13 protein-coding genes are annotated in these 14,926 nt (G+C 66.6%); 8 read left to right on the forward strand and 5 right to left on the reverse strand.

Going from position 1 to position 14,926, the window contains the following annotated elements; translation table 11 throughout:
* Positions 1 to 38 precede the first annotated feature (38 nt).
* Positions 39 to 1,607, forward strand: a complete 1,569-nt coding sequence (locus T8K17_RS08735; RefSeq protein WP_322334116.1) for a trimethylamine methyltransferase family protein — start codon at positions 39 to 41, stop codon at positions 1,605 to 1,607.
* Positions 1,608 to 1,780: 173 nt separating this feature from the next.
* Here the strand turns inward: T8K17_RS08735 and T8K17_RS08740 are convergent, their stop codons facing one another.
* Complete coding sequence (locus T8K17_RS08740; RefSeq protein ID WP_322334117.1) at positions 1,781 to 2,173, reverse strand: hypothetical protein; 393 nt, start codon at positions 2,171 to 2,173, stop codon at positions 1,781 to 1,783.
* 117 nt (positions 2,174 to 2,290) lie between these two features.
* On the opposite strand from T8K17_RS08740, the gene T8K17_RS08745 reads away from it, so the two are divergent.
* The gene (locus T8K17_RS08745) at positions 2,291 to 3,253 is read left to right on the forward strand and encodes a calcium-binding protein (RefSeq protein WP_322334118.1); all 963 of its coding nucleotides are present in this window, start codon (positions 2,291 to 2,293) and stop codon (positions 3,251 to 3,253) included.
* A 5-nt stretch (positions 3,254 to 3,258) separates the two neighbouring features.
* Here T8K17_RS08745 and T8K17_RS08750 read toward each other — a convergent pair whose 3' ends face one another.
* Entirely contained in the window at positions 3,259 to 4,689 is a 1,431-nt protein-coding gene (locus T8K17_RS08750; protein WP_322334119.1) for an amidohydrolase family protein, read from the reverse strand.
* A 92-nt stretch (positions 4,690 to 4,781) separates the two neighbouring features.
* Here T8K17_RS08750 and T8K17_RS08755 point away from each other — a divergent pair, with 92 nt between their 5' ends.
* The 5 genes from T8K17_RS08755 to T8K17_RS08775 all read left to right on the forward strand — a co-directional run bounded on the left by T8K17_RS08755 (position 4,782) and on the right by T8K17_RS08775 (position 10,766).
* Positions 4,782 to 5,591, forward strand: coding sequence for a universal stress protein (locus T8K17_RS08755; RefSeq protein ID WP_322334120.1), 810 nt, complete (start codon positions 4,782 to 4,784; stop codon positions 5,589 to 5,591).
* A gap of 79 nt (positions 5,592 to 5,670) precedes the next feature.
* The gene (locus T8K17_RS08760; RefSeq protein WP_322334121.1) at positions 5,671 to 6,213 is read left to right on the forward strand and encodes a toxin-activating lysine-acyltransferase; all 543 of its coding nucleotides are present in this window, start codon (positions 5,671 to 5,673) and stop codon (positions 6,211 to 6,213) included.
* A 134-nt stretch (positions 6,214 to 6,347) separates the two neighbouring features.
* A complete protein-coding gene (locus tag T8K17_RS08765) occupies positions 6,348 to 7,376 on the forward strand; it encodes a TRAP transporter substrate-binding protein (protein WP_322334122.1) in 1,029 nt (342 codons plus the stop codon).
* A 118-nt stretch (positions 7,377 to 7,494) separates the two neighbouring features.
* Positions 7,495 to 9,480, forward strand: coding sequence for a TRAP transporter large permease subunit (locus T8K17_RS08770; RefSeq protein WP_322334123.1), 1,986 nt, complete (start codon positions 7,495 to 7,497; stop codon positions 9,478 to 9,480).
* A 422-nt stretch (positions 9,481 to 9,902) separates the two neighbouring features.
* A complete protein-coding gene (locus tag T8K17_RS08775; protein WP_322334124.1) occupies positions 9,903 to 10,766 on the forward strand; it encodes an OmpA family protein in 864 nt (287 codons plus the stop codon).
* Positions 10,767 to 10,883: 117 nt separating this feature from the next.
* Here the strand turns inward: T8K17_RS08775 and T8K17_RS08780 are convergent, their stop codons facing one another.
* Entirely contained in the window at positions 10,884 to 11,291 is a 408-nt protein-coding gene (locus T8K17_RS08780; RefSeq protein WP_322334125.1) for a nuclear transport factor 2 family protein, read from the reverse strand.
* 99 nt (positions 11,292 to 11,390) lie between these two features.
* The gene (locus T8K17_RS08785) at positions 11,391 to 12,179 is read right to left on the reverse strand and encodes a helix-turn-helix transcriptional regulator (protein WP_322334126.1); all 789 of its coding nucleotides are present in this window, start codon (positions 12,177 to 12,179) and stop codon (positions 11,391 to 11,393) included.
* Between the two features lie 102 nt (positions 12,180 to 12,281).
* Between T8K17_RS08785 and T8K17_RS08790 the strand changes: the two genes are divergently transcribed.
* Positions 12,282 to 13,520 (forward strand): MFS transporter, encoded by a 1,239-nt coding sequence (locus T8K17_RS08790; protein WP_322334127.1) that lies wholly within the window; start codon positions 12,282 to 12,284, stop codon positions 13,518 to 13,520.
* A gap of 632 nt (positions 13,521 to 14,152) precedes the next feature.
* Here the strand turns inward: T8K17_RS08790 and T8K17_RS08795 are convergent.
* Positions 14,153 to 14,914, reverse strand: a complete 762-nt coding sequence (locus T8K17_RS08795; RefSeq protein WP_322334128.1) for an SDR family oxidoreductase — start codon at positions 14,912 to 14,914, stop codon at positions 14,153 to 14,155.
* Positions 14,915 to 14,926 lie beyond the last annotated feature (12 nt).

Below are 14,926 nucleotides of genomic sequence, written 5' to 3' on the forward strand. Positions count from 1 at the left end.
CGGGCGGGCACTCTTCACCCATAGGCGGTGGAGGTCGCATGGCGGACACGGCGGGCGTAGACCAGGCGGAACGCGGGCGCAGAGGACGGGGCGCAGGACGGGGCGCCGGACGACGCTCGGCTCCGCTGCGGTTGGAGCAGCCGGCCTGGCGCCGCCTCTTCCATCGGGGGGCACCGGCCAGACTCCTGTCCGACGACGCGGTGGAGGCGATCCACGAGGCCTCGCTGACGATCCTTGAGGAGATCGGGATCGACTTCCTGCTGGCCGAGGCCCGCGACCGGCTCGCCGCCGCGGGGGCGACGGTCCGGGGCGAGCGGGTCCGGTTCGACCGCGCCCTGGTGATGGATCTGGTGGCCAAGGCGCCCGCGTCGTTCGACGTGCATTCCCGGACGCCGGAACGGTCGGTGGCCTTCGGCGGCGACGAGATCGTCATCTGCTCGGTCGCCAGCGCGCCGAATGTCAGCGACCTCGAGCGCGGCCGGCGCGTCGGCAACCGGGAGGACTACCGCAACCTCCTGAAGCTGGCCCAATCCCTCAACGCCATGCACGCGCTCGGCGGCTATCCGGTGGAGCCGGTCGATATCCATGCCTCGACCCGGCATCTGGAGGCATTGCGGGACATGGTCACGCTGACCGACCGCATCCCGCACGCCTATTCGCTCGGCCGCGACCGGATCGAGGACGGCATCGAGATCGTCCGCATCGCCCGGGGCGTCGACCGGGCGACCCTGGAGCGCGAGCCGAGCCTGTTCTCGGTCATCAACGCCAGTTCGCCGCTGCGCTACGACACGCCGATGCTGGAAGGGGTGATCGCTCTGGCGGAGTCGGGGCAGGTCACCGTCATCACGCCCTTCACTTTGGCCGGTGCCATGGCGCCGGTGACCATCGCCGGCGCCCTGGCCCAGCAGAACGCCGAGGCGCTGGCCGGGATCGCCTTCTCCCAGGCGGTGCGGCCGGGGGCGCCGGTGGTCTATGGCGGCTTCACCTCGAACGTGGACATGAAGTCGGGGGCGCCCGCCTTCGGCACCCCGGAATACATGCAGGCCGCGGTCGCCGGCGGCCAGCTCGCCCGGCGCTACGGCCTGCCGTACCGCTCCTCCAACGTGAACGCGGCCAACGTCCCCGACGCCCAGGCGGCGTGGGAGAGCGCCTTTTCGCTCTGGGGCGCGGTCACCGGCGGGGTGAACCTGCTGATGCACGGCTGCGGCTGGATGGAGGGCGGGCTGACCGCGTCCTTCGAGAAGATGGTGATGGATGCCGACATGATCGCCATGGTCGCCGGGTTCCTCGATCCGCTGGCGGTGGACGACGCCACCCTGGCCCTGGACGCGATGCGCGAGGTGGGGCCGGGCGGGCATTTCTTCGGGACCGCCCACACTCAGGACCGCTATCGGACGGCGTTCTTCGCGCCGATGGTGTCGGACTGGCGGAACTTCGAGAGCTGGGAGGAGGCGGGGGCGCCGGACGCGCTGACCCGCGCCAACGCGCTGGTGAAGCGCCTGCTGGCGGAATACGAGGAACCGCCGATGGACCCGGCGATCCGCGAGGAACTGGACGCCTTCGTCGAGCGACGGACGTCCGAAGGCGGGGTGGCGACGGATTTCTGATGCGTCCGGCAGGCGCGCTCGGTTCTGCAATCATCCCAAACCGACTTCCTGGACTTGATCCAGGACCGCGCTGCCGGCGGCGGAACATGGTCCTGGACGACCCCTGCGGGGTCTCCAGGAAGTCGTTTTAAATCTCGAGAAAGTCGTCTTTTAAAAAGGCCCGATGCCGACCATCAGGCGATGGCGCCGGATTGGCGCAGCGCCTTCATGTGCAGCGCGATCAGCCGCTTCTCGTCGTCGCCCATGCCGGAGAACTTGCCGATCACTTCCTTGTCGGAGGCGGCGAGCGCATGCGCCTCGACCTTGATCACCGGGGCGGCCTCGCCGTCGCCCAGCTTGAGCAGGAAATGGAACTTCTGCCCCGCGATGATGTTGCCTTCGCCCGGGTTCGGGATGCGGATCCCTTTGATGTGCAGCTCGCGGATCTCGAGCTCTTCTTCGCCGAAGATGGCGGATCCCAGCTTCACATCGGCCTTCACGACTCCCTTGCCTGAAGTGCCCGCCGACTTGGCTTTGGCTTTCCCGAACATTCCCAGTCTCTCCGGAACAACCCCGTCGGCGATCATATAGCCTTATCGACCCCGGGGGAGAAGAATCCAAACTCACGTCGGCGGCACTGTATTGAAGAAGCGCTAATGCATCGTTAACTACAACGGGAAGGCTCATAATTCGGAGGGTTAATCGTGGCGAACCCATACGAGTTCGACGAAGAATGGTATCTCGCCTACAATCTGGATGTCGCCCAGGCCGGGGTGGATGCCTATTCCCACTGGATCAACAACGGGCTCTCCGAGGGGCGCAGTGTGCGCCAGTTCACCGAAGCGGTGTATCTCCAGAGCCATTCCGATGTTGCCGATGCCGTGGCACGGGGCGATTTCGCGTCCGGTTGGGAGCACTATATCCTGTTCGGCGCGAGCGAGGGGCGGCTTCCGTTCGGCAGTTACCATGGCCAGGGGGCGGCGACGGACGACAACCTGAGCCTCGACTGGGTCTCGTCCCGGAATACGGGCGAATTGAAAGGGTACGAGGGGAACGACACCCTCACCGGCGGTGACAGCGACGATCTGATCTACGGCAACCAGGGTATAGATCTCCTGAACGGCGGTATCGGCTCGGATACGATCTACGGCGGCCAGAACGCCGGACCGGCGGGTGCCGACGGCGTCCTGCGGTCGGGTGTGGAGACGATCTCCGGCGGCGGCGGCAATGATCTGATCTACGGGAACCATGGGGGCGATTACATCGTCGTCGGCAGCGGCTCAAGTACGGTCTATGGCGGTCAGGACGACGACACGATCGATGTCGAGGGCGGCATTTCCCCCACCAGCGCCTTGTTCTTCGGAAACCGCGGCGATGATCGTTTCGTGTTCGACGACCAAGTTTACCCCGTGTCAAACGTCACCGTCGTTGGTGGCGAGGGGGCCGACACGCTCTCGTCGACCCCAGGGCTGTACGAGCACAAGATCGTCTTCTCTGACTTCAACCCGGAAGAAGGGGATCGGATCGAGATTGGCTTCACGCCGGTATCGGTGACCCAGAGCGGCACAGAAGTCCGATTCGACTCCGCCGAATTCTACACCCGTTATCCGAGATACGTTGTCGTGGACATCAATCGCACGGATTTCTCAGACGATTGGTGGTTCTGAAGCCACTACCCGCGCGCGACGCCCCAGAACCGGTCCGGCAGCCGTTCCAGATCCTTCAGGCCCGCCCGCTCGACCATCAGAGCGGCCTGGCGGTCGGCCTCCTCCAGGATCGCTCCCTCGTCGATCCCGACAAGTTGGCGCCCCCGCATGAGGATGCGGCCGGCGACGATGGTGGTGTCCACGTCGGCGCCGTTGGCGAAACAGGCCAGCCGGTAGAGCGGCATGGTCATCGGCACCATGTGCGGCTTGAACAGGTCGACCAGGATCAGGTCCGCCTGCTTGCCCACCTCCACCGAGCCGATCTCCGTCTCCATCCCCAGCGCGGCCGCCCCGTCAATGGTGGCCATCTCCAGCATCTTGCCCGGCGGCAGGACGGCCGGGTCGCGGAAATGGCGGCGGTGGTAATGCATCGCCTGGAACATGTGGCGGAACATGTCGTAGCCGCGGTCCGGCGCGGTGCCGTCGGAGCCGAGGCCGACCACCGCCCCCGCCTCGATCAGTTCCGGCACCGGGCAGCGGCCTGTGATCGAGCGGTTGGCCGACGGGTTGTGGGCGATCTTGGTGCCGGTCTCCGCCACCAGCCGGATCTCCTCGCCGTCGAGATCCACCGAATGGCTCATCAGTGCGTCGGGGCCGAGCAGGTCGAAGAGTTCGTGGGCCAGGCGGATGCTGCCCTGGCGGTGGCCGTCCTGGGTGAAGATCAGGCCGAGCCGACGGGTCAGGTCGCGGGTCGCCGCCGCCTGATCGCGCACTTCGGAGAGCAGCGCGTCCTGCTCGGAGCCGCGATGGTGGACGGGAAAGCTGACGGCGATCCGCACCCGGCCGCCGGCGGCGCCGTCCCAGGCCTTCGCCACGTCCTCGCAGACGGAGAGCTGGGTGTCGAACGAGACCGGGTGCTCGTGATAGGCACCGCCCTCGATATTGGCGTAGGTCTTGGGGAAAGGCGGGCGGTTGATGCCGACCGCGACCACCGACCGGGTGCCCAGCCGCTCGATCTCGCGGCAATGGGCGTCGGCATAGATCGGCTCGTCGGTCCGCATCACGTCGTCGCCGCCGCCGAGATAGGAGACCCCCGTCGTCGTGCCGCAGCGGATGCGCTCCACCGCCGACAGCGCCGCCTCCGCCGCCCAGAAGCCGGTGTCCGACGCCACCGTGTAGGCGGTGTGGCAGGCGCGTTCCCAGTCCCCGTCGCCGGCCAGCCCCAGGGTCTTGATCAGTCCGTGGCCGGCATGGGCATGGACGTCGACGAAGCCCGGCATCAGCGCCTTTCGGGTCCCGTCGATCACCGTGTCGGCCGGATGGCCGGCGGCGATCTCGTCGCGCGGGCCGATGGCGACGATGCGGGTGCCGGAAATTGCAACGCTGGCACCCTCCAGCACGCGCCGGTCGCCGTCCATGGTGACGACGAGGGCATTGTCGATGCGAATATCGGCCATTGATCCAATCCGGTGCCTTGACGGGAGGGTTTCCGCTATCATGACATCGGGACCGGCGGCGACAAGCGCGGCCACATCGAGGGAGAATGCAGATGAAGTCCTTTTTTCTGCCGTTCGGCCGTGACGGGGTCGATCGCGCCCCGCTGGAGGCTGCCGTCTTGTTTGCCAAGCGTTCGGGCGGACGCGTTCGGGCCACGTTCTATCCGCGGCCCGTCGAAAGCCCGCTGGTCGATCCGATGGGCGTCGGCATCATCGACTACGCCGACAAGGGCCCCGACCTCGCCCGCGAGGCGGAAGAGGCGCTGGCCGCCATGCGAACCCGAATCGACGCGCTCGGCCCGGACGGCGCGCTGGTCGATCTGAGCGACGAGCCCCTGCGGGCCCGGTTCGGTATCGGCGAGGCGGCCCGGCTGTTCGACACCACCGTCGTCGGCAAGAGCGAGGAGACCGACTGGCGCGCGGTGTTCGAGACCGCCCTGTTCGAGGGCGGGCGCACCGTCACCCTGGTGCCGGTCGGCTGGACCCGGGAATGCGGCAGCACGGTCGCCATCGCCTGGAACCGCAGCACCGAAACCGCCCGCCTCATCGGCCAGGCCCTGCCGGCCATCAAGTCGGCGGACAAGGCCATCGTGATCGAGATCGAAGGCTGGTCGGTTCCCGGCCCGGACGGCGCCGCCCTGGTCGAGTATCTTAAGCTGCACGGCGTCGATGCCACCGTCGCCACCGGCAAGCGCTCCATGCGCGGGCCCGGCATGGACGTGCTCGAGGTGGCCGAGGCGGAAGGCGTCGACCTGCTGGTGAAGGGGGCCTACACCCAGAGCCGGCTGCGGCAGATGATTTTCGGTGGCGCGACCAGCGACATCATCGCCGACGCGACGATGCCGGTGATCTTCGCCCACTGACCGCAGAGCGGGGCGAAGCAATACAGAACGGACGAGCCGGGCCGCGCAGGCCCGGCGCAACGGGGCGCAAGGGGGGATGATGAGCGACCATACCGTGTTCGGAACCGACGGATCCGGAACAGAGCCGGCGGCAGCCGAAACCGAAGCACCGGCGGCCGTGTCGGCCCCTGCCGCGGAGGCGCCGCGCGACGACATGACCCGGCTGCTCGGCCAGATCGTCTCGCTGATGGGGCAATCGCCGGCCCACCGGCATATCTTCATCTCCGACCTGGAATGGCTGGTCCTGCCGCCGCTGACCAAGCGCCAGGTCCGGATCTGGCGCCGCCGCACCGAGCGGGGCGTGGCGCCCGTGGTCTACGCCTCCTGGGCGATGGTCACCGAGGAGGTCGAGAAGCGCCTGCTCCAGGGCCAGAACCGGCTGCGGCCGAACGAGTGGGACGGCGGCACCATCCCCTGGCTGATCGACCTCGTGGCCCCCTATGGCGGCGGCGATGCGGCCCTGAACGAACTGGTCGATCAGACCTTCGGCGGTAAGCCGATCAAGGCGCTGGTGCCGACACCCGGCGGTGGTTTCGCCGTGCGACAGATCCAACCGAGAGCGGCAGCCCAGGATAAAAAATAACAGGCTATGCAAGGGCCTGCCGTATCTTGCATTGTTGACATTCCAGGCGCCCCGTTGTGACACTCGCGCCTCAACCAAAAGACTACCAAGCCCTGAATACAGGGATTTTGACATACCGCACGAGGGAGGAAACGATGCGGAAAACCATGGTCGCCGTCATGGCGGCACTGACCGTTAGTGCGTTCGCAATCGGGGATGCCGATGCGCGCACGCTCAAGCTCCAGGCGAGTTCGAGCCCGGGCGACTGGGCGCACCGTTTCATGACGGAAGGCTGGCAGCAGAAGGTCGGCCTGATGACCAACGGCGAGATCGAGGTCGAGGTCCTGCCGACCAAGGCAGTCGTCCCGCATCGCGAGACCGTCGATGCGGTCGCCAACGGCATTCTCGACGGCGACCTGAACGCGGTTTCCTATTTCGCCGGCCGCGAACCCGCCTTCGGCCTCATCGGCGATCTGATCGCCGGTTACGACACGCCGGACCAGGTCCGCACCTTCTGCTCGGAAGGCGGCGGCAAGGAAGTCCTGCAGAAGATCTACGACAAGCTGTGGCCCGACTCGATCCATGTGATCGGCTGCGGCCCCTACACCAAGGAAGCTCTCGTCTCGACCGTGCCGATCAAGGGCGTGGAAGACATGAAGGGCATCAAGATCCGGTCGCCGGAAGGCCTTGCGGCCGACGTGTTCCGTCTGGCCGGCGCCTCGCCGGTGTCGATCCCGTTCTCCGAGGTCTACACCTCGCTGGATAAGGGCATCGTCGACGCCGCCGACGCCTCGGCCTTCGTGAACAACGAAGCCTCCGGCATGCACAAGGTCGGCAAGTACCCGATCTATCCGGGCATCCACTCCATGGCCGTCCTGCAGTTCATCATGAACAAGGACGTCTGGAACGGCCTGACCGAAGGCCAGCGGGTGACCCTGGAGGTCTGGTTCGAAGCCGCTTACATCACGATGCTGCGTCAGGCCGACCTGCAGGACCGCGATCTGGTGGCCGAGCACAAGGCGAAGGGCGACCTCACGATCGTCGACTGGTCGAAGGAAGACCGTCAGAAGTTCCGCGAGATCGCCGTCGAGGCTTGGGAGACGGCTGCGTCCAAGTCGGAACTGGCCCGCGAGGCGCTCGACGCGCACCTGTCCTACATGAAGCGAGTCGGTCTGCTCGACTGATCGGAAACGCTGACGGTCCGGGGGCTCGTGTGGCCCCCGGACCGCATCACGCTCAGGCGACGCGCGGTCGCCTGTTTTCCTTCATGCGCATGCGCTCAGTGTCCCTGAAAGCGGTCCGATGAATTCTGCCATCAACAAGTTCAGTCAGTTCTCCGGCCTCGCGGTCGCGCAACTGTATTTCCTGTGCGGCGTGATCACGCTGTACGAGGTGATCTCGCGCTACGCGTTCCACTCGCCCACCCAGTGGGCGTTCGAGATGGTGATGGTGTTCTGCGCCACCGCCTGGATGCTGTCCGCCGGCTATGTGACGCTGAAGAACCGGCATATCGGAATTACCGTTTTCTATCTGATGGCGAGCGACCGCACGAAGTGGCGGCTCGACCTCTTCGCGCTGATCGTCGGGGTCATCGCGCTGTTCCTGCTGACCAACGACACGATGGGCCGCGCCCTCGAGGCGATCAGCAACGTGGAACGCGCCGGCAGCGCCTTCAACTCGCCGGAACCGATGTTGCTGAAGACCGCGCTGTTCCTCGGCGCGACGGTCTATCTGCTGCAGCTTCTGGCCAATTTCTACCGGCACCTCGCGAACCCGATCGCGCGCCTCGCGGTGGTCGTGGTCTCGGTTCTGCTGATCGGCCGGCTCGTCCTGCTGCTGATCGGCCATTATTACGAAGGCTTCATCCTGTCGGAATGGGCCGACAGCGCCGTCGCCTCGATCGCCCAGGCCATCGACCTGCGCCAGCTCATCAACATCCGCGCCTACCACATCGGCACGGTGAGCGTCGGCATCGTCATCACGCTGCTGCTGCTGATGATGACGGGCATGCCGCTCGGCGTGGTGACGCTGATCATCTCCATCGTCTGCGCCCTGCTGTTCTTCGGCCCCAAGGGCCTCTACCTGGTGTCGACCAACGCCTTCGGCCTGCTGGAATCCTATCCGCTGGTCGCGGTGCCGCTGTTCGTGCTGATGGCGTCCATCCTGGAGAAGGCCGGCATCGCCGAGGACCTGTTCGACGCCATGTCGATCTTCGCCGGCAACCTGCGCGGCGGCGTGGCGGTGCAGACCGTCATCGTCGCGGTGATCATGGCGGCCATGTCCGGCATCATGGGCGGCGAGATCGTCATGCTGGGCCTAGTGGCCCTGCCGCAGATGCTGCGCCTCGGCTACGACCGCAAGCTGTCGATCGGCACGATCTGCGCCGGCGGCTCGCTCGCCACGCTGATCCCGCCGTCGATCATCATGATCGTCTACGGCCTGTCGGCCCAGGTCTCCATCGGCGACCTGTTCATGGCCGGCGCCCTGCCGGGCCTGCTGCTGGCGACGTTCTACATCATCTACGTTCTGATCCGCTGCTATCTGAACCCGAGCCTCGCGCCCACCGCTTCCGAAGTGGCGGCACGCGGCCATGTGGAGCAGAAGCTGTCCTCCAACCGGTCGGTTGCGGTCGGCCTGTCGATCCTGCTCATCGCCTGCGTCATGGGCTCGATCTACGGCGGTATCGCCAGCGTGACCGAAGCCGCGGGCGTCGGCGTGTTCGGCTCGATCGTCGTGGCCGCGGTGCGCATGCGCTTCAACTGGAAGATGCTCCAGGAAGCCCTGACCCAGACCATGGCCACGGTCGGGACGATCATCTGGCTGATCCTCGGCGCGGTCAGCTTCGTCGGCATCTACAACCTGGTCGGCGGCGGCGAGTTCATGCGCAGCCTGTTCTCCGGGCTGGACCTGCCGGCCATCGGCATCATCCTGGTGATGATGGCGATCCTGGTCGTGCTCGGCACGTTCATGGAGTGGATCGCGATCGTGTTCATCACGGTGCCGATCTTCGCCCCGGTGGTTGTCGACATGGCGCCGGAACTCGGTCTCGATCCGGAATGGGCCGCGGTCTGGTTCGGTGTGCTGTTCGTGATGAACATGCAGATCTACTTCCTGTCGCCGCCCTTCGGCCCGGCCTGCTTCTGGCTGAAGTCGGTGGCGCCGCCGGACATCGAACTGCAGGAGATCTTCGCCGCGGTCATCCCGTTCATCGGACTGCAGATCATCGGTCTGATCCTGGTGATGATCTTCCCCGAGATCGCCCTATGGCTCCCTCAGGTTCTGACCTGACCGGCATCGACAAGGAGAATGTGTGATGGCTCCCGATACTGAAGACGACAGCCGGGCCTTCGGCCTCTGGCCGACGATCGTCGGCTTCGCCCTGGCGGCGGCGATCTTCGTGACCATGTTCGCCATGGCGACCGGCTTCGCCTGATCGCCGCAGGCGGTCCGAAAAGTCCTCGGACAGGAGACGGCCGACCCCCGAATGCACGTTGATGTGCGTTTATCTGAGGGGACGGCGTGACTCCTGTCCGAGCCGCAGGCGGCCTCCGGGTTTTCCTTGCGTTCCAGCCTGAACGTGTTGAAATACCAGCAGTTGGAGCCGCTATGCTCGGCTCCACAAGCGCGTCTACACAGTTGTCCGGGGGCGGGGACCCTTTCGGTGACGGTGCCTTAGACGAGGCGCGACGGAACACGTAAAGGAGATGGATATGCTTCAAAAAATTCTGGGAGGAGCCAAGCCGTTCTTCGCCGCCGCGGCGATGATGAGCTTGGCGGCCTGCGCGGGCTTCCAGTTGGACAACGCCCGTGGTCTCACCCCGAGCGGCGATGCCTTCAGCAAGGCGCTGTATCAGGAATACCTGACGCTTTCCGAGATGGAATTCGCCGAGGGCGACTACGAGGATTCCGATGTCTTCGCCGCCGCGGCCATCGCCGCTGCGAACGGCACGCCGACGGCGCCGGAAGCGCTGGACTCGCGGGTCATCCCGGCCGAGCACAAGGGTGCCCTGTCCGAGGCGCATCGCCGTCTGACGGCCGCGCTGGCCGCCGGTGCCGCGACCAAGGTGCCGGAAGCCTCCGCGCGCGGTCAGGCCATGTTCGACTGCTGGATGCAGGAAGCCGAAGAGAACTTCCAGCCGGCTGACATCGCCTGGTGCCGCGACCGGTTCAAGCCGGCGATCGAGGCCATGGAAGCCGCCGTCGCCCAGCAGCCGGTGGCTGCCGCCGCGCCGGTGACCTTCGCCAACTTCACCGTGTACTTCGACTTCGACAGCAGCGCGATCACCCCGCAGACGCTCTCGACGCTGATCGATGCGGCCGATGCGTCCGACGACATGGGTGCCTCGACGATGACGGTGTCCGGCTATGCGGACCGCTCGGGTTCGGAGCAGTACAACATGGCTCTGTCCGAGCGCCGCGCCAACGCGGTCGCCAACGAACTGCGCGGTCTGCTGGGCGGCGGTGCGCCGGCGATGACGATCGAGGCCTTCGGCGAGAAGAACAACAAGGTCATCACGCCGGACGGCGTGAAGGAAGCGAAGAACCGCCGTGTGAAGATCGAGATCCGCAAGTAAGCGCGATCTGGTCCGGTCCACGCGGCCGGCACGTCAGACGGGGAGGCGGACAGGCGACTGTCCGCCTCTTTTCGTTTGGGGATCGGGCGCTTCGAGGAGTCGGGGCGCCGGCGTCGCCTACATCAACGGGCCGCGGCTCGGCGGCGCCTCGCTGAACTGCGGGCTGTCGGCGACCGGCGAGGCATGGTGATGCACCAGGCGCCAGCTCACGCCTTCCTTCACGAAAGTGTTGGTCGCGGCCAGCACGCCCTCCTGCAGCACCTCGTAGCCGAGGACGCAGGCGACGTCGCCGTAGAGAAAGACCCGGGCGTTGCGGAACTCCACGGCGGGCGAGCCCGGATTGCCGAGGATCGTCACCCAGCTCTCCATCACCTCGTCGCGGCCCATCAGCGGCCGCCACCCGGGATGCACACAGGTGATCGGCGCGTCGCGCGACCAGATCTCCTCCATGCTCTTCAGGTCGCGCATGGCGAAGGCCAGATAGAACGCCTCGTTGGCGAACAGGACCGCCGCTTCCTGGCTCATCGAACTTTCCACCCTCTGGCCTGGGCCGTTGGCCGACCGGTCGCCTCTGGGTTGTTCTTATAGCATGGGCGTCCCGGCGTGCCAGACGCCGGCGAGGGCTCAGGCGGCGTCGGCGAAGTAGCGGCCCGGCGTCACCCCGAAGGCCTTGCGGAAGCTGGCGACGAACGCGCTCGCCCCCTCGTAGCCGAGCCGGTGGGCGATGTCGCCGACCGTATCGCCGAAGGACAGCCACTCCACCGCCTTCATCAGCCGGGCCTGCCGCAGCCAGGCGCGGTAGCTCAGGCCGGTCTCCGCCCGGAAGTGCCGCTCGAAGGAGCGCTGGGACAGGGCGGCGCGCCGGGCGACGTCGGCGAGGGACACCGCGCAGGCCGGATCGGCGGCGAGGTCTTCCACCGCCCGGCGCAGCCGCTCGGAGGTCGGCATCGGCAGGTGCAGCGGCGAGACCGGCTCGGTGGCGATCTGGTCGATGATCACCCCGGCGATCCGGGCGGCGGGGCCGTCGGGTACCACCGGATCGCGCGGATAGGCCATATAGGCCAGGATCAGCTCGCGCAGCAGCGGCGAGATGCGGATGACCGAGGGCGTGGCCGGCACGTCCCGCACCGCCTCGGGGCGGAAATACAGGAAGCGCAGCGAACTCGGCTGCAGGTAGGTGGTGGCGTGGACGGTGCCGGCGGGCATCCACAGGGCGCGCTCCGGCGGCACCACGAAGCTGCCCAGCGCCGTCTCCACGGTCACCGATCCGGAGACCAGGTGAAAGAGCTGATGCCGGCTATGGCTGTGGGGATCGCCGCGGGTGTGCTTCTCCGCCTCGGCGGCATAGGCGATGACCGGGGCGGCGTGATCGTCCTGGGCGGCGGCGGAGGCATAGACCGAGGGGTGGATCATTTGGCGAGTCGTCCACATTCATTGACGATATACCGCTAACACGTACGGACCGCGCGGGAGTAGTACGAAATCCATGCTTCCTGTCCTGTCCCGAGTGCCGCGATGTCCTACCTGACCACCACCGCCGATCCCAAGGCCGCCACCGGGTGGCGCTCGCCCGCCGTGATGCTGATGATCATGGCCGCCGCCATGCAGCTCTCCTTCGCGGCCTGGTGGAACCTGATGAACAACTTCGCGGTTCATGAGCTGGACTTCACCGGCAAGGAGATCGGGCTGCAGCAGTCGATCCGGGAGATCCCCGGCTTCCTGTCCTTCCTGGCGGTGTATTTCCTGCTGTTCATGCGCGAGCAGACCCTGGCCTACCTGTCGCTGCTCTGCCTCGGCATCGGCGTGGCCGCGACCGGTTATTTCCCGACGGTCTGGGGCTTTTACCTGACCACCTTCGTGATGTCGGTCGGCTTCCACTACTACGAGACCGCCGCCCAGTCCCTGTCGCTGCAGTGGCTGCCCAAGGCGACGGCGGCGGCCAGCATGGGCAAGATCATCGCCGTCGGTGCGTTTGCCCAGCTCGTGGCCTATGGGCTGATCTTCGTCGGCTGGGACAGCTTCAACCTGTCCTTCACCACCGTCTTCCTGATCGCCGGCTGCCTGACCCTGGTGGTCCTGATCTTCCTGTTCGTCGCCTACCCGTCGTTCCGCGAGGGCGTGCCGCAGCACAAGAAGCTGATCCTGCGCAAGCGCTACTGGCTGTACTACGCGCTGACCTTCATGGGCGGCGCCCGCCGGCAGATCTTCACTGTGTTCGCCGGGTTCCTGATGGTCGAGCGGTTCGGCTACGAGGTGCACGAGGTGGCCGCCCTGTTCTTCATCAACGGCGCGATCAACATGACGCTCGCCCCGAAGATCGGCCAGCTCATCGTGCGCTTCGGCGAGCGCCGCGCCCTGACCTTCGAGTATGTCGGGCTGATCGGGGTGTTCGCGACCTATGCCTTCGTCACCAACGTCTGGCTGGCGGGCGCGCTCTACGTGATCGACCATGCGTTCTTCGCCATCGCGATCGCCATGAAGACCTATTTCCAGAAGATCGCCGACCCGGCGGAGATCGCGCCGACGGCGGGCGTGTCGTTCACCATCAACCACATCGCCGCGGTGTTCATTCCGGTGACCTTCGGGCTGCTATGGCTGGTGTCGCCGGCGGCGGTGTTCCTGGCTGGCGCGGCAATGGCCGGGGTGAGCCTGATCCTGGCCCGCCTGGTTCCCTCCCACCCGGAGATCGGCAACGAAGTGGACTGGAGCTTCGGCTTCGGCCGCCAGAAACCGGCGGCGCAGCCGGCGGAGTAGGGGGCGGGAGTTTTACCCTCTCCTCACTCCCCGTCCCGGATTGAATCCGGGATCGTTCCGGGGCAAGCCGGTCCGCGTGACGGGACCTACCCGGTGACGATCCGACGACCCAGGCCTCGCCCCGGAACGGGTCCGGGGAGTGGGAGTGAGATACCTTTGAATTCTTCCCGGCTCTGCGCCGGCGTAAGACGCTGACCCAGCCGACGGAGTGGGAGGCTGGCATTCCTTCCCCCGTTCCACACTCCCCGTCCCGGATTGAATCCGGGATCGTTCCGGGGCAAGCCGGTCCGCGTGACGGGGCCCAAGCGGTGACAATCCGACGACCCAGGCCTTGCCCCGGAACAGGTCCGGGGAGTGGGAGTGAGATACCTTTGAATTCTTCCCGGCTCTGCGCCGGCGGAAGACGCTGACCCAGCCGACGGAGTGGGAGGCTGGCATTCCTTCCCCCTTTCCACACTCCCCGGACCCGTTCCGGGGCAAGCCGGTCCGCGTGACGGGGCCCAACCGGTGACGATCCGACGACCCAGGCCTTGCCCCGGAACAGGTCCGGGGAGTGGGAGAAGAAAACTGTTGAACGTCTTCCCGGCTCTGCGCCGGTGGAAGACGGTGTGGAGAACGAGAAGAGGCGCTCCCTACCGGTACGCCCCGTCGACCACGATCTCCTGGCCGGAGATCATCTCGGCTTCCAAAGAGGCGAGGAACACCACCGCGGCCGCCACGTCCTCGGGCTTTATCTCCCGGCGCATGGACTGGCGGGTCTTCAACTCCTCCGCCGCGTTCTCGGTCAGCCAGAGCTCGCGCTGCCGGTCGGTCAGCACCCAGCCGGGGGACACCGTGTTCACCCGGATCGCGTCTCGGCCCAGCTCGTAGGCGAGAGATTTGGTCAGCCCGTGCACCGCGCCCTTGGCGGCGTCATAGGCGCTGCGGCTGCTGTGCAGGGGGCGGTCGGCGGCCCCCAGATTGACGATCGACCCGCCGGCGCGCGAGCGCATGTCGGCCACAACCGCCTGGGCGGCGAAGAACATCGGGCGGACCAGCAGGCTGAAACGGTCGTCCCAGTAGTCGGGGGTGACATGCTCCAGGGTGTGGCGGTCGTCCTTGGCGGCGTTGTTCACCAGCACGCTGATCATGCCGAACTTGCGCCGGACCGTGGAGATCGCCTTCTTCAGCTCGCTCAGGTCGCGGACGTCGCCCTCGATGAAGAAGGGCGGCGGGTTGCCGGCCTCCTTGATCGTCGCGATCAGCCCCTTGGCCTCGCGCTCGGCGATGTCGATGAAGCCGACATTGGCCCCCTGGGCGCAGAACCGGGACACCACCGCCGCACCGATCCCGGAGGCCCCGCCGGTGACGAACACCGTCCGTCCGGCGAGGTCCGGATACTGAGTTTGGCGCATGCCCCGCCCGGC

Source organism: Thalassobaculum sp. OXR-137 (assembly GCF_034377285.1).
GTDB lineage: Bacteria > Pseudomonadota > Alphaproteobacteria > Thalassobaculales > Thalassobaculaceae > Thalassobaculum.

What these genes read in the sequence shown, in the direction of transcription:
- T8K17_RS08785 (WP_322334126.1), bottom strand. Translation starts at nt 12,179, where the DNA reads ATGATCCACCCCTCGGTCTATGCCTCCGCCGCCGCCCAGGACGATCAC.
- T8K17_RS08780 (WP_322334125.1), bottom strand. Translation starts at nt 11,291, where the DNA reads ATGAGCCAGGAAGCGGCGGTCCTGTTCGCCAACGAGGCGTTCTATCTG.
- T8K17_RS08760 (WP_322334121.1), top strand. Translation starts at nt 5,671, where the DNA reads ATGAGCGACCATACCGTGTTCGGAACCGACGGATCCGGAACAGAGCCG.
- T8K17_RS08765 (WP_322334122.1), top strand. Translation starts at nt 6,348, where the DNA reads ATGCGGAAAACCATGGTCGCCGTCATGGCGGCACTGACCGTTAGTGCG.
- T8K17_RS08750 (WP_322334119.1), bottom strand. Translation starts at nt 4,689, where the DNA reads ATGGCCGATATTCGCATCGACAATGCCCTCGTCGTCACCATGGACGGC.
- T8K17_RS08775 (WP_322334124.1), top strand. Translation starts at nt 9,903, where the DNA reads ATGCTTCAAAAAATTCTGGGAGGAGCCAAGCCGTTCTTCGCCGCCGCG.
- T8K17_RS08790 (WP_322334127.1), top strand. Translation starts at nt 12,282, where the DNA reads ATGTCCTACCTGACCACCACCGCCGATCCCAAGGCCGCCACCGGGTGG.
- T8K17_RS08740 (WP_322334117.1), bottom strand. Translation starts at nt 2,173, where the DNA reads ATGATCGCCGACGGGGTTGTTCCGGAGAGACTGGGAATGTTCGGGAAA.
- T8K17_RS08755 (WP_322334120.1), top strand. Translation starts at nt 4,782, where the DNA reads ATGAAGTCCTTTTTTCTGCCGTTCGGCCGTGACGGGGTCGATCGCGCC.
- T8K17_RS08770 (WP_322334123.1), top strand. Translation starts at nt 7,495, where the DNA reads ATGAATTCTGCCATCAACAAGTTCAGTCAGTTCTCCGGCCTCGCGGTC.
- T8K17_RS08795 (WP_322334128.1), bottom strand. Translation starts at nt 14,914, where the DNA reads ATGCGCCAAACTCAGTATCCGGACCTCGCCGGACGGACGGTGTTCGTC.
- T8K17_RS08735 (WP_322334116.1), top strand. Translation starts at nt 39, where the DNA reads ATGGCGGACACGGCGGGCGTAGACCAGGCGGAACGCGGGCGCAGAGGA.